Genomic DNA, 13,753 nt, shown 5'->3' on the forward strand with positions numbered 1-13,753 from the left:
TAGTGGGTCAATAATAAATCGTTTTACTGGGTCTAAAATACTTTGCCAGCGTGGGTCAAATTAGTGTGGCTTTTCCAGTAGGGGATGGGATGGGATTTGAAGCTGTCTGTTTCATCGTGTTTTAACTTCTTGGGTTTGTAATTGTTGTTTTAAAATAGGAAAGATGATGTCATCTGTCTGCATGTGGAATGCCATTACCTTTTGCCCTTCTTGATCGAAGGTGAAGATAAGGCTGTAGGGATGCCTGTCGCTGGGTGGCAGCACATCGAGGGATGCGGGGTTGAGTGTAAGGTATCCGCTCTCAAGGGCATAGTAGTGCATGGCTTCCATCATTGTACCATCCGGTACAACACTTCCTGTATAGGACAGGAAGTTCTCTCTAGCTACGTCGAGGGGCAGCGTGCGGTTGAAGTGTTCTTGGTTTGACGGATGGAAGAATACGGGCAACCATAGATTGAGGGCTGCCATGGGTACTCGTGATACTGATGAATAAATGGGACAAATCATTGTTTACCTCCTTTTTTATCTGTTTGGTTGATGCGATAGACGAGCCAGCCGGCGCAGAGTGCGGACGTGATGGCTACGAGTGGTTGCTGCTCGATGGCGATGGCCGAGAGAAGCATGCACAAAGATACAGCGTTTACACGAATAACCAAACGACGGGTTACGGGGAACTCGGCGATACGGCTGTAGAACCGGCTCTCGGCAGAGAGCCAAGCCTCTCCCCGTAATATTAATGACTTGAGTGTGCGCTGTATCGTAGCACGTACGTCGAGGGGTTGCTGCACCTGGGCAGAGGTCTCGAAGGAAATTGTCTGTTGCGTTTCCATTATGCTGAGGTTTTGACGTTGCCCGGAACTGCCGGGTACAGACGCAGAAACGGCTGCGCTTCCGTGTTCGTCAAAACCTCAGTAATTATGCTTCTGAAAAGCAAAAATCCCAATTGGAAGGCAGCCGTCAATATCTTATGTGGCTGAAAAGTAAAAGATGATGGATATTTTGCGAGTTCCCGCTCGTCAGTAGCACAAGACTTACTGAGATTTTGACGTTGCAAAGATACGAATGTTTTCTGAATGTGCAAATTTTCGGGAGAGAAATTTGCACGCGGATTGCTGCTCCCTTCCTTTTGGAGGGGCTGGGGGAGGCTACAGGTACTCTTTGCCTTGGTCCACTCCTTGAGGGAGAAGGCGCGCTGAGCTGTGCGCTGAACTGATAATGTTGCCATTACTTTTCGCTGTTTGACGTTGCCAGCTTCCGGCTGGTACGGACGCAGAAACGGCTGCGCTTCCGTGTCGTCAAACAGCGAAGAATACTCCGAAAAGCAGAATCCTCATGGAAGGCAGCCGTCAATATCTTATGTGGCTGAAAAGTAAAAGATGATGGATATTTTGCGAGTTCCCGCTCGTCGAAGACATTAGTCTCCGCTGTTTGACATTGCAAAGATACGAAAGAAAAGTGAATGTGCAAATTTTCGGGAGAGAAATTTACACGCGGATTGCTGCTCCCTTCCTTTTGGAGGGGCCGGGGGAGGCTAGGGGTGCGCTGTATCGTAGCACGTACGTTGATGGCCGGACGAACGGTTTGCGCCTGAGCTTCAAAATTGATTGTCTGTTGCATAATGCACTCGGTTTTGACATTGCCCTGATCCGCAGGGTACGGATACAGAAAAAGCGGATGCTCTTCCTGTTCGTCAAAACCGAGATTTCTCCACAAGGGCTAAATCACATGGAAGGCATCCGCCATATCTTCGATGCAGTGGTCTGCAATATAGGCATAAAAATAAGCCCATCGAATTTAATAAGTCGGGGCTTGATATCATCTCGCCCTTGTTTGAGAACATTGTTCTCGGTTTTGACAGTTGCAAATATAGGTAGAAGTTCTGGAACTGCCAAATAAAAGCGCAATTATTTTTTGCGTGACGCAAAAATTAAAAGCTTACATCGTCAGTCCATGTTCCATGCAGGTCTTCATCTAAGTCAGTAGCTCCAACACGCATCAATTGCAATCGACTCCACTCCCAATTAGAGATAGCGGTCCACTCTCCACCTTTATAATGCAGACGTAGGTCGTACTTATGTTCTTCTCCATTAAGCGTGTAATGCCCTAAAACATCATAAGCATTGTCCCCAATAGAGAGTGCCGTTTCTTCTGAGAAATCAACATCTGAATCCGTATGAAGATTTACCTTCACAATTTGTTCTGCCATTGTGATAGCCTTACTTTCCATTGGATCACGTTCATACTTTTCAGTTTGAATAGTAGAACTTGCTTCTGGTTCATTGGAACAGCGATTAACCATGAAGAAAAATACTAAACCAATAATGATGAATGTTAAACATCCCATCATACATCCTTTTGGTGATGTTTGTTCTTGTTTCATAAACTAATAGTTTTAAGTTACATTCCACAAAAGGTATAAAAATATTTTTGCGTGGTGTAAAAATTATTCTATAATAATAGGCTTCTCGTCAGGTAGTTCATCATGAGGTATCTGATATTCGTCAAAAACTTTTAGCAGCTGCTCCTCATTATATACTTGAATCGGAAAGCCCTGCCCTTTGAGGTCTTTGATTAAGTCCTTCTTCTTTGGTCCTGCTGCATAGCCCATAATGACTATATCGGTCTTTTTGCTAATAGAAGTATTCATATCAGCCCCATACTGTTTTAGAAGCTTTCCCAAGACATCACGTTTCGGAAAGGCGAGAAACTGCCCTGTTATAACTATCTTCTTGCCGAAGAATGGAGTATTAGTGTTTTCTACTTCTTCCGCACAGAGAGGCTTCAGTGTATCAGAATTGAGATGACTATTTTCTCTGTCTTCCAGAGATGGTCTTCTAACCTTTCTCTTCATCATGTTAATTTCAGCCTCCATCCGCTCACGGATACAGAAATTGATAAATGTGTTAATGTTTTCTTTCTTAGACAGGTAAGCGATAAGGTCGCTGTCTACAATAAGTTGATGTTCCATAATGTAATAGTTCTTAGTTTTTGTTTCGTAATTCGCAGCAAAGATACAAAAAACGAATAATAACGCAAAAAAATGAAAAGAAAAAGCCCCTGATGTATCACACACCAGAGGCTTTGGCTCTTTTATTATGAAATACGTCGCCCCTTAGAACGAGGCGGTTTGTAATTCCGTTCTTATTTGTGAGATGCAAGAGGAGAGTTTCTTATAGGTGGTTTCTCCTGCTGTCTTCACCCCACTGGTGTACTGGCGCATGAGCGAGGGATTGATACCAGCACGTTTGGCTATCTCGGTAACGTTGAGAAAGTTGAAATAATTGAAGAATGAACGAAGGTCATATTTATACTCGAAAGTAAGCCCTGTGTAGCGTGCATCTTCAGGATAAGCCTGACGGCATTCTTCAACGGCTTTCAGAAAGTCGGCCTTTGCCTCGCCAGCGGTAGCTCCGTCGCCATCTATGAGGGCATAGTCGCCAATGGGTTGTTCGCTGTAGCAAGAATAAGTGCCATCGTCGCCGAACTCGATTGTTACCAAAATTTTGTGTGCCATATTCTGTTGTTTATGATATACTTGAAAGAAAAGAGCCCTCCCTTATTATTTCAGCAAACCAACTCTTGAAAAAGGGGCGGTACGCCCGGACGATTAACGTCCGAGCAATACCTTGTAGATTTTCTTCAACAACCCCGTTTTGACTTCATGGCTGCCATGCCTTGGAATCCTGATTTTCGCCCCTGTTATAGGGTTGGTCCATTCATCGTGCTCGGCACCATGTTGAGTGAGTAAGCATCCTGCTTTCCTCAACTCTTTGTAAAGTTGATTGTACTTCATAATTTAAAAGAGCTCTTTTTGTCTTAATGACAATGCAAAGGTAGCAATTTCGCTACAAACCTCCAAATGTTTTGGTAACTTTTTTGCTACCAAGTGCGAATTTTAACATTTGAAGCAAAAAGCCCCCTTGCTTGGTGCAAGAGGGCTAAGATGCGCCACCAGCCCACGTGGCGACTTGGTGTTCAAATCGGCTATATAGTAGCAGCCGGGGCTGGAATACTATCGGCAGCTCGACGGATGCGGTCGGCAAGGTCGGTAAGCGCACCACGAAGTTGCTGGGCTTCTTCAGGTGTGAAACCTCCGACACCACCGTTTCCGTCGATGCCATACATCTTATGCTGGAACCAAGGCACAGACTTCTCGAAGTAAGTGCGTGAGATTTCACGCCATGACACACTAAGATATATATCACTCATACGGTTCTTCATATCGGTGATTTTGTCTGCTTTCTGCACTGCTATTTCCATAATCTTGTAATTTTAGTTTTATCTTATAAGTGGCTCTCCCCGAAGGGAGAACCTTTTGTTTTAATCTTTTGGCATATCCGTTAGTCGGTCGAAGATGTCCTGTGCATAAATAAGGAGCTGTGGATAACCGTTTGGATAGCTGTCGCAATAATTTCTGATTGCCTGAATGAGGTCTTGTTCTTCGGAGGTAACCTCCATTTTGATTTTTTCTTGTTTCATACTATATATTTATTTGAACAATACAAAGATACTACTCTTTTGGATAGTAACCAAATTTTATACTATCTTTTTTGATAGTAAAATGTATTTTTAACATTTGACCAAAGAAAAGCCCCCTTGCTTGGTGCAAGAGGGCTAAGATGCGCCACCAGCCCACGTGGCGACTTGGTGTTCAAATCGGTCAATATAGAAACCGAGGCTTAGTGTATGCTGTCAGCGGCTCGGCGGATGCGGTCGGCAAGGTCGGTGAGCGCACCACGAAGTATTAACTTCTCTGCCTCACTGAACTCTGTGGGCTTCTTGTTGCCGTCGATGCCGTCCAGTTTATGGTAGAGCCAAGAACCTGATTTGCCGAAATAACGCTTTGCGAGATCTGACCATGAGATGGAAATCAGCAAGTCGCTCATTTGGGCTTTCATGGTGTCCGCCTGTGTCCTCTTTAATGTCATTGTTGCCATAGTTGTATCCTTTCTTTAATAAGCCCTCCTCCGAAGAGGAGAGGCTTGTTTGTTTTAATCTTCGTTGCCTTCGAGCCATTCTACAAAGAGACGTTCAAGATAGTATCTTAACTCGGGGTCTCCGTTTGGATAACTCTTGCGGTAGTTACGCCCTGACTCAATCATATCGAACTCGATTTCTGTGAGTGCTAATTTTTTTGTCTTCATATTCTATATTTGTTTTATTGAACAATGCAAAGGTAATACTTTTATCCGTACTACGCAAACATTTCAGTACTTTTATTTGTACTGAAATAAAGTTTTAGCATTTGAAGCAAAAAAGCCGTAGCGGTTTGAGGGCTGCTACGGCTACAAAGAACGAGCGGTGGGATGTGTGAAAATATGTGATATTGTATAATATTTTTACGTTGTGTAAAAAAGGGCGTATCCTTACAGATACACCCTCTCGTCAAATACAGGCAATGAGTTATAGCCTGTCAGCAGCTTGCATGATGCGCGCTGCAATATCTTGTAATGATGACTTCAACCGTTCTCGGTCTACATCGCTGAAATCGTCTGCTATCCCGTTGTTCGTCCCGCTAAACTTGTGATAGAGCCATGAGCGCGATTTGCCAAAGTAATTTTTTGCCAAGTATGCCCAGTTTACCTCTTCATAAACATCGTTAAGAACCTGCCGAACGGTTGTTTTTTGCTGTTTGATTGCTATTTCCATATTATTTTGTTTTTGGCTCTCCCCCTTTTGAGGGAGAGTGGTTCTTTATTCATGTTCCATTAAGTCGTAGACGAACTCCATGATGTAGATCTCCAAATTCTGCTCACCGTTCGGATAGGCCTTTCTGTAATTTCTTAGAGCTTGTATCAACTCGTCTTCTTTCTCTGTGTACTTCAGATGACTCATTTTATATTTGACATTACAAAAATAATAACCTTTTGCGTATTAACCAAATAAAAGAGAAGAAAAAATCATCAAAAGGTGATGGATTTAACTTTTGAAGTAAAAAAGCGAAACAAAAATGGGGCTTGCGCATCACTGCGAAAGCCCCTGAATACAAAAACATTTTACCTTGAAACTAAAAACTAAAGCACATGAAAACAAGTTACTTGGTGAATTGATAATTCCGGGCATAGGTGAGCCGGGTATGAGGATTGCGACTAACTACGTCCATGCGTACCTCACGACAGCCAAAACGAAAGAAAAGGAATCGCTTTGGGACGCGATGAACGATGATATCGAGGGTGTCTGAGGATGATATCGAACCTCGGAACGTATTATCGGTCACGCAGCCGGATAATGACATCCAAGCGTCGTTCCATGAAAAGCACACAAGACTATCTGGGTGATGCATACTGTCTGTGGATATGGTAATGGCAGCTTCCTTCTTTATCGGGGCTACAATATCGGCATGGGTGGTAGTAGCGGTGGTGGCAGCCTCGGAGATGCGTGATGTTTTGGCACCCACTTGCCGAGCGACCTTTACCAAGGTGTCGCTGCTTTTACGGAATTCGGACGAACGAATGTTGAGAACAGGAACGGATGCATGGCTCTGCCCTGTGGGAGTCTCAGATATATGTACGTTGCCATTGTGTAGGAGAATACTTTGATTATGACGAAGGCGATTGCGGTCGGAAAGTATATCACGATAGAGCAGGATGCTACCGATAAGCGTAAGTATCCATGCAACGCAGAGGAAAAGGGTGAAGAGAGGTAAGCGTTTCATTTGGTTTCGGTCTTTACGATTGTGCGTACAGAAGTGATGAGCGAGAGCATGAGACGGAGATACTCCGGAGACGTGGCATACTTACAACCTTTGTTATCGCAGATACGACGAGCGAACTCTTCGGCATCGTGACGGTAAGGCCATGCGTCGGCATATCCGGGCTTTTGGAGAAGCCGGGAATGTTCTGAAAGGCAATCGCCAAGGGTATCGAAGTCTTTGAAGAGGCGATATACCTTGTAGTACCAACGATTCGCTCCCTTAACTTTGTTGATAGAGACGATGCGTTCGGGCGCGACGAAAGTACGACCGGGAGTGTTGAAATACTCGTGAGTGAGTACGAGAACAGTCTTGCCGGTCCAATTGCTACCACGGGTGATACCGAAAATATTATTCTCTCCGACTTTGGAACGTCCCCATCCGGTTTCGAGGATGGCTTGTGCCGTGACGAATTCGGGGGCAATATCGGTAGATGCCTTAGCAGCGGAATAGACGGAGCGAGCAAAAGCGCGTTGAAGAGCTGTGGGCATGGTTAATCTTTTTTGATGTATTCGCCCCGGTCGTTGAAGTCTTTCAGGCGACGGACGAATGAAGTGGGAAATATAGGATAGATGGCTTGAATATTCTCAATGCAAGAGAATGACTCACGCACCATCATGAACACGCACAGATAGGTTCCAATCCACTGTGTAGGACCGACAATGCTACCTTGAACCCTGTAGTTTACCAAGACATTTGAAAGGATGAGCAGCAGAATATAGATGGTAATCTTCTTGCTGAACTTACTGAAAAAAGCGTCGCTGGAAGCATCTTTGTGGAGAAAGTGCTTCCACACGCTGAGAACAGTGTCGACAACAATGGCGACGCCTATCCACTTTGCGAATTCCCAGTCCTGATAAAGATAATGGGAGAGGTCGGCCACGAAGGTGAGTGGCACAGAGACAATAGATATCATTGGTAATTTTTTCATTGATGTCGAGGTGTTGATTTCGTATTACAAAATTACATTATACCAACTTCTTGTAAAAGGACCGATAGAGATCGTGGGTGCCGAGCGTGTCGGGAGCAATGCAAGACATCATGAGCGTCCAACCGGCAGAATGAAGTTCTGTGGCCACGAAGGGGACTATCTCGGCTTTGTCGAGCGAGCCACGTGAGAGCCAAGAAATGTTCCCGGCATCGGCATCGGCCAGCATCCAAGCATGAACTTGAGACAGTAACCGGAGTGCCCGATCAGAGGCCAGCATATATTGAGCAGCGTCGGCACGGTTGTTCATCTTGTCGGCAACGGTAATGGCCATCTGTTGGTTGTAACGGAAAGAATTGTGTCCGTCGCCAAGCATATTCATCTCGCCGTAATCTACGAAGAGGAATGAACCTACACATTTATCTACCCGGTCGCTGAGTTCGTCGAACGACTGTCCGTAAACATAATTGGCAATATCGGGGACACGTGAAATCTCCGGCAGTGCGTTGAGTTCGGCCACGAGTTCATTGTAGCCGGGAAAATCGCTAGAACCGTTGGTAAACATAGCCAGCACACCATTTTTGGCAGGGTATTGTGCAAAATAGAAAAATTGGTCTTTAATCATCGCTTTATAGAATTTTGTCAATTACGGAGATGGGTAATCCCACTTCTTCGCTGATTTTGAGTTTATCCCAGCCGAAGCCTTTCATGTCGTGAACGGCATCGATAGTTTTTTTTCGAAGTATCTTCAGATAAGTCAAGACATTCATCTGTTCGATTTGACGGGTATCGCCGAGTCCTTCTTTTGATAAATCGTAGAGTGCATCTGATGCATCGGTGGTGATAGGGCGACCGGGGCGAGGTATGAATTTAGATAGAAGCGAGAACGATGTCTTGTTGAAGAGATAGTTATGGAATGCCTGAAAATTGAAAGATATGGCGGTAAGAACCTCAATAGGCAGAACTTCGAACTCTTTGGCTAAAGCGTGGGCGTGTTCGGAATCGTAAACCTTGTGGGGATAGTAGAGAATGGCAGCGAGGAGCGGAAGCGAGGCGTCGCCCTGCTCGATGAGTTCTCGTGCCTCGATATACTGCAAGGCTGTAAGCGAACAAGTGAGCATTCCATAATCGGTATCAATACGGTATGCTTGGTAATTCCTATTTCCGACATGCAGCAGCGGGATGAGCTGTGTGCAAAAGCATAGGTCGACGACGTATTGGTAGTCTTGTTTTCTAAGAACACGAGCGAGCGGATGGTGTAAGCGATATGGGTCGACACGACGACATAGTTGATAGGTATTATCATCTAGTCCGTCGAGGATGGCATTGTTGTCCGGATAGTTAATTTGGAAGAGGAATGTAAGCTGTTCAGAGATAGCGATGAGATTAGCAATCTGCTCTTCTGACTTGAATTTTCGTTTATTCCACGACATTAAATCGCAGAGGTAATTGATGCGTACTTCTCCGGCAGATAATCGCCCCTCTGTCATACGCATGAGGTCGGATATCAGACGGATATACTGTTTAGAAGTCATTGCATCCCACCGGTTGGGTATATGGTATATCGTATTATTGTAAGAAAGTTCTATATCCTTCATGGAAGCATGATAATATTGTCGTTAGGGTCATTATAGGCGGAATTGGAACAGAAGTCCACGGAAGAGTCTGTGGAAAACAGAGTATCGGCATTGGAGATGAGTTCTTCGGCTTCTCGGTCGAGCCGGTCGGCTAGGGAAATGGCTGCAGAGAGTTCGTCTTTCCCTGACCGAGAGGCATGGCTGTCATCGAAGAGATTGCGGATAGTTGGGGGAAATTCCAAAATATCGAAGCGTCGCAGCGACTTGGCTATTGTCTTTTTGGCAAGAGCGAGATTAAGAATCGGTTCAATACGGTCACGATTAGCGTCAGACAGTTTCTCGTAATAGATAAATAGAAGCTCATCGAGTGTTTCCTTCTGCAGTGGAAGGATGCGGAAGAAAAAGAAATAAGAGCAATCTATAGGGTATATAGAATCGAAAATATCTGCAGAGGAAATCTTACAACTATCAATTATCTTGTAGTAGCGAGATTTTTTCCAAAGCCAAGCCGGAGAAGCCTGATTATCTTCTGAGGCTTCTGCAGACATTAACAACTGTATGATACTGTCCATCGCATTATAGTAGTTCTCCATGTACGAGCGTTTCATACCCTCTATCTCGTACTTATAAATATCTACCTTATTTTTGCGACGATTGATACTATCAAAAATTAATTGCGTTGCCATGGTCATGTTAGCCACGGCGGAGCGCAAGGCTTCCAGCAGTGAATTTTCTATATGATCTGCGATGATAGCGTCGAACACAGGAGCCGTAATAACCGTCTCTACTCGTTTCTTAGCTGTTGTGCCGGAAGATTGTAGGTCGTTCAGATCCATGTTGGTTTCAACGCCGGGAGCATATTTGCTAAATGTGCCGAAATCTTTAAAAATATCAACTAAAATATTCATGCCTGTTGTTGATTTAATCTGTTTTTGGGAGAAATATCTTCTTGACGCTGTGGAACCTCACGATAGAATCCAATGCGATATCCCTGTTTCCAAAGATTCGGGAAGTTTAAGCGAAGAGCATAATTGAAAGGCTCGGAGCATATTTCATCTTCTGGAGTCAATGACATTATATATATAAGGTAGTTGTAGTACGCGTCAGAACCGGACTTACTGATAACCCCATCTTTATCCACAGCAGTAATGGAAGCATCCAAACCAACACTTGACAACAAGGCTTGTTCGGTTCGTTTGTCGTATGCTATCAAAGCCTCGATATATTCTTTATATTTCAAGTCTACAGTTTCAATCTTCCATTGTTGTTCGTGTCCGGATGAATCCATAAAGGATATTGAGGAATAAGCCTTACCTTGGTTACTAGCACCACTGAGATAGTCACCTATTTTTCGAAGCTCTAAACGCATATACTCTACAAGTAATGATTCGCGATACTCCGTACCAATCTCAATACTATTATATTTGACAAGGTCTAGCTTCTTCGATTTGCGTATTTTATTTTCTTCGCACAATTTCATCAGTTGGTTGCGCTTGCTCGATACCCACGCATTGGGGATAATGATGTGTATCTTGGCAGCGAGTGAGTTGCGCAAGAAAGAGTTGATGTAGGTAGCGGTTTTATTGCTACCTTGAATATAGGGGCGTGCGCCTTGATGGGTTTCGTTCACACCGTAGAACTCATCGACTGATTTTTCCCGATGGTGGGATATGGCTGCGTACTGGTAGTTGTCTACTTCTGACATTCGAAATTTCGGATAGACCTTATAGTTTCCACGCCCGAAGTTCCATTGTCCTACCATAATATGATGAAAATCGTTATAGTTCACCATATCATATGCAACATCCTGTTTGTTCGTAGCAAGTAGACAGTGCTTATTTTCCATCGGTTCTAATCCGGAGACAGGTATCATACCTAATCTTTTTCCACGTGCAAATCGCCATTTGCAAAAGAAGTCGCCAAAATAATAATAGTTTTTTATATTTGTTTTAGCGAATTCTTGAGCGGTTGTTTCCATACCTCTCTCATCCCATGTGTTCATCCAATCGTCCCATTCCGGAAGTGAAAGGTACTCACGTTTAACTTTCCCTTCTGCAACAGTTTGAGTATAGGCACAAGGGCCGTGCCCATATAACATTTTGATTTCTTTGCTGTACAATCTAGGTAGCAGACGGTTTTGTTTAATTTCAAATGTTACTTCATCGCAGAGGGTGTTATTCTTTCCACGATTACAGACTTGATAACCATTTATACCAAGCCATGAGTGTTCGTGCAAAGTCAACTGGGAACCTTGTGGTACGAGAAATCCATGATTAGCAAGTAACTGTTGCCCCTCACCGATCTGAAAGGAGAAAACATTACCATCCGTAATGTAGTTCCCGGCATTGCCGTATAGTTCTATACTATCTGTCATAACCAATTTATCTTGTGTAGTTTATATCCATCGTTCGGAAACCCCATATATCTGATGAGTATGCGGTAACACATCTTAGGTTCGCCTTGTTCATCCTCGAATAGGAAGTAGTTCTCCGAGTTCACTGCGAACCTATCCTGTGGTAGTTGGGTGCGGTACTTGCAATGTGGTTTCACTATGAGCTTATCCCCTGCCACGCCCTGTGACCTCGAATAAGGGAAGAAGCACAGAGTGAAGTCGCCACCAGGGAGCTTGCTAATCTCCCTTGCCCACTGCATCGCATTGATGCCGTCCATTTCGATTGCCTTCTTCATCACTTGCGAAATTACGCAAATCCCCTATGGGGGCAAAGGACGGCAGATGGGGGCTGGCGTCATATTTCCGTGCTTTTGAGAGGTTGCACCTCAATATCCAAAATCAGCGGTGCGTGCTGATTTCCGTCGTTTGGACTTTTTATTTTCACTCTTTCGGAACGCAACTCGTTGATTTCCAATAAAGTAACTTTTTGACCTATGTAAATAACCCTCGTTATTACCCTGTTTTGGATAATTTTTATAGATATATTCGGACTTTATGGGTAGTTAAATGGCTATGTTTTCGGGCAAATTATCCGGATAACTGCTGAGTTCTTTTTTAATAATGTCTGAATAAAGACCATATAAGAGGTATATCATTGCACTTGGGAGCTGTGTGGTTAGTCCCGGTCTTCGTTTCAATTCTTCTTTTTTCTCCGAAGCTTTGTCAAGTTCTATTTTGCCATTTGTTTTCTTCAGTGGGCTGATAAGAATAGCACTGCAAAGGTTAGGACACTCGTTTTCATCAATGCGCACCTTTGGGAGCAAGGGAAGTTTCTCGCCAAAGAGCAACTGGCAGAGCCTGAACTGCTGCCAGTGGTAGATGGTGGGCGCACCGTCGTTGTAGAGGATAACAGAGAAGCCGTAACTCTCCAAGGCTGCTTTCATTGTGAGCGAATCGGTAGTTATCTGCTCCAGTTCTTCACGTGTCTTATTACCTGCACGGTCGGGGTAGAGATGGATAATTTTGTTCACGGCATCATTGCCAAAAAACGAGTATACCTGCTGTGCTAGGTTCTGCTGGTCATCAGGGATGTATGCCCAAAATTCCTTGATAATGTCAAAGCGATTCCCATAGTCTTTTTTCTGTCCTACGATGAGAGACTGAAAGTTGCCGGGGTCATACCCCATGTATAGTGGTTCTCTTTTGTCGTAATGTTGTAGGTAACGTGCTGTGAGAAAGAACTGGTCTTTTAAATCGAATTTTAAAATTTGTTCATAAATATAACTATCCTTAAACTGATGCCGTTCGTGGTCATAGGTAGTGAAGAACTTATTAGTGACTTCCTTATGTCGTATGGCACAGATGGCGGTCAGGAACTCGTCCATGTCGAGGGTGTCAAGCTGGGTCTTGAAGAACTTGGGACCGAGAATATCCTTATTACAGAAAGAAGATGCACGGATATAGTAGATGGCATTACGACGCATATCGGCAAGACGGGGCTTCCAGCGTGCAACAAAGGAATTGAGTCGCTCTGTTTCTAACCGTATTTTTTCCATTACGACCGGATTCTTTGTATTGCGTAGTTCCTGCTGAAGAGTAAATTGCTTGTATAGCGATTGATTGATGGCGAGCGACACACTGGCTATTTCCTCGATGAGATGGCGGTCCATCTTGTTCTCGTATTCCTCAAACCAATCATCCTCTCCTAGGTCGACACGTGCCGTATCGCTCACTCCTGTGACACCTTCGTAATATGCAGACCGTCTTATTTCAGCCGAGCCACCACGAAGTGAAGGAAACAGACGAGATTTCAATTTCTCACCACTATTGTGCTTCATCTCTTCCACAAAGGCATGAACAGCATTGCGACCTGCTACGCTCTCAGGTTGGTCAGACGATACGAGCTGCAGATGTGCTCCGTTGCGGAAGATAACAGAGTGTTTGGCATAGGCTATCGGGTAACGTGGCCGGCGGAAGTGTGATGGCAATTTCCCTTCACCCACCACATAATCAATACCATATTCTAACATCGCACGCTGCTTGCCATTCACTATGACTGGACGAGAAAATGATGCCTGAATGTTTGGCTGGAAAAGCCACACTAATTTGACCCACGCTGGCAAAGTATCTTAGACCCAGTAAAACAATTTATTATTGACCCACTA

At 44.2% G+C, this 13,753-nt stretch carries 21 protein-coding genes and 1 pseudogene; all 22 read right to left on the reverse strand.

What is annotated here, in order from left to right:
- Positions 1-111 precede the first annotated feature (111 nt).
- Entirely contained in the window at positions 112-507 is a 396-nt protein-coding gene (locus AC1EK4_RS11355) for a hypothetical protein (RefSeq protein WP_480358320.1), read from the reverse strand.
- Positions 504-830 (reverse strand): Tat pathway signal protein, encoded by a 327-nt coding sequence (locus tag AC1EK4_RS11360; RefSeq protein ID WP_480358322.1) that lies wholly within the window; start codon positions 828-830, stop codon positions 504-506. The genes AC1EK4_RS11355 and AC1EK4_RS11360 overlap by 4 nt, the downstream gene beginning before the upstream one ends.
- On the reverse strand, positions 830-1,225 hold the full coding sequence (locus tag AC1EK4_RS11365; RefSeq protein WP_480358324.1) for a hypothetical protein: 396 nt from the start codon (positions 1,223-1,225) through the stop codon (positions 830-832). Before AC1EK4_RS11365 ends, AC1EK4_RS11360 begins: the two co-directional genes overlap by 1 nt.
- A gap of 702 nt (positions 1,226-1,927) precedes the next feature.
- Positions 1,928-2,347, reverse strand: coding sequence for a hypothetical protein (locus AC1EK4_RS11370; RefSeq protein WP_480358326.1), 420 nt, complete (start codon positions 2,345-2,347; stop codon positions 1,928-1,930).
- 96 nt (positions 2,348-2,443) lie between these two features.
- Positions 2,444-2,968: a BRCT domain-containing protein gene (locus AC1EK4_RS11375; protein ID WP_480358327.1), complete on the reverse strand. Its 525-nt coding sequence runs from the start codon at positions 2,966-2,968 to the stop codon at positions 2,444-2,446.
- A 144-nt stretch (positions 2,969-3,112) separates the two neighbouring features.
- Positions 3,113-3,514, reverse strand: coding sequence for a pilus assembly protein HicB (locus AC1EK4_RS11380; RefSeq protein WP_480358329.1), 402 nt, complete (start codon positions 3,512-3,514; stop codon positions 3,113-3,115).
- A 93-nt stretch (positions 3,515-3,607) separates the two neighbouring features.
- Positions 3,608-3,793, reverse strand: a complete 186-nt coding sequence (locus AC1EK4_RS11385) for a type II toxin-antitoxin system HicA family toxin (RefSeq protein ID WP_480358331.1) — start codon at positions 3,791-3,793, stop codon at positions 3,608-3,610.
- Positions 3,794-3,984: 191 nt separating this feature from the next.
- Positions 3,985-4,260 (reverse strand): DUF5053 domain-containing protein, encoded by a 276-nt coding sequence (locus AC1EK4_RS11390; protein WP_480358332.1) that lies wholly within the window; start codon positions 4,258-4,260, stop codon positions 3,985-3,987.
- Positions 4,261-4,320: 60 nt separating this feature from the next.
- Positions 4,321-4,479 carry a hypothetical protein gene (locus AC1EK4_RS11395; protein WP_285134106.1) on the reverse strand — a complete coding sequence of 53 codons (159 nt, stop codon included), beginning with the start codon at positions 4,477-4,479 and terminating at the stop codon, positions 4,321-4,323.
- A gap of 200 nt (positions 4,480-4,679) precedes the next feature.
- On the reverse strand, positions 4,680-4,937 hold the full coding sequence (locus AC1EK4_RS11400; RefSeq protein WP_480358334.1) for a DUF5053 domain-containing protein: 258 nt from the start codon (positions 4,935-4,937) through the stop codon (positions 4,680-4,682).
- 54 nt (positions 4,938-4,991) lie between these two features.
- Positions 4,992-5,144 (reverse strand): hypothetical protein, encoded by a 153-nt coding sequence (locus AC1EK4_RS11405; RefSeq protein WP_162837354.1) that lies wholly within the window; start codon positions 5,142-5,144, stop codon positions 4,992-4,994.
- Between the two features lie 259 nt (positions 5,145-5,403).
- Positions 5,404-5,649, reverse strand: coding sequence for a DUF5053 domain-containing protein (locus tag AC1EK4_RS11410; RefSeq protein WP_480358336.1), 246 nt, complete (start codon positions 5,647-5,649; stop codon positions 5,404-5,406).
- Between the two features lie 45 nt (positions 5,650-5,694).
- A complete protein-coding gene (locus AC1EK4_RS11415) occupies positions 5,695-5,835 on the reverse strand; it encodes a hypothetical protein (RefSeq protein WP_480358338.1) in 141 nt (46 codons plus the stop codon).
- A gap of 199 nt (positions 5,836-6,034) precedes the next feature.
- Entirely contained in the window at positions 6,035-6,655 is a 621-nt protein-coding gene (locus AC1EK4_RS11420; RefSeq protein WP_480358340.1) for a DUF6549 family protein, read from the reverse strand.
- Positions 6,652-7,182, reverse strand: a complete 531-nt coding sequence (locus AC1EK4_RS11425; protein ID WP_480358342.1) for a glycoside hydrolase family 73 protein — start codon at positions 7,180-7,182, stop codon at positions 6,652-6,654. The genes AC1EK4_RS11420 and AC1EK4_RS11425 overlap by 4 nt, the downstream gene beginning before the upstream one ends.
- 2 nt (positions 7,183-7,184) lie before the next feature.
- Positions 7,185-7,622 carry a bacteriophage holin gene (locus AC1EK4_RS11430; RefSeq protein ID WP_480358344.1) on the reverse strand — a complete coding sequence of 146 codons (438 nt, stop codon included), beginning with the start codon at positions 7,620-7,622 and terminating at the stop codon, positions 7,185-7,187.
- A 37-nt stretch (positions 7,623-7,659) separates the two neighbouring features.
- Positions 7,660-8,244 carry a hypothetical protein gene (locus tag AC1EK4_RS11435; RefSeq protein WP_480358345.1) on the reverse strand — a complete coding sequence of 195 codons (585 nt, stop codon included), beginning with the start codon at positions 8,242-8,244 and terminating at the stop codon, positions 7,660-7,662.
- 4 nt (positions 8,245-8,248) lie between these two features.
- Complete coding sequence (locus AC1EK4_RS11440; RefSeq protein ID WP_480358347.1) at positions 8,249-9,217, reverse strand: hypothetical protein; 969 nt, start codon at positions 9,215-9,217, stop codon at positions 8,249-8,251.
- Positions 9,214-10,104 (reverse strand): hypothetical protein, encoded by an 891-nt coding sequence (locus AC1EK4_RS11445; protein ID WP_480358349.1) that lies wholly within the window; start codon positions 10,102-10,104, stop codon positions 9,214-9,216. The genes AC1EK4_RS11440 and AC1EK4_RS11445 overlap by 4 nt, the downstream gene beginning before the upstream one ends.
- Positions 10,101-11,570, reverse strand: a complete 1,470-nt coding sequence (locus tag AC1EK4_RS11450; RefSeq protein ID WP_480358350.1) for a hypothetical protein — start codon at positions 11,568-11,570, stop codon at positions 10,101-10,103. Before AC1EK4_RS11450 ends, AC1EK4_RS11445 begins: the two co-directional genes overlap by 4 nt.
- Positions 11,567-11,884, reverse strand: coding sequence for a hypothetical protein (locus tag AC1EK4_RS11455; RefSeq protein WP_480358352.1), 318 nt, complete (start codon positions 11,882-11,884; stop codon positions 11,567-11,569). Before AC1EK4_RS11455 ends, AC1EK4_RS11450 begins: the two co-directional genes overlap by 4 nt.
- 267 nt (positions 11,885-12,151) lie before the next feature.
- A pseudogene (locus AC1EK4_RS11460) lies at positions 12,152-13,678 on the reverse strand (hypothetical protein); the annotation flags it as partial.
- Positions 13,679-13,753: the final 75 nt, after the last annotated feature.

It is taken from the genome of Prevotella sp. C0026C3 (assembly GCF_056590795.1).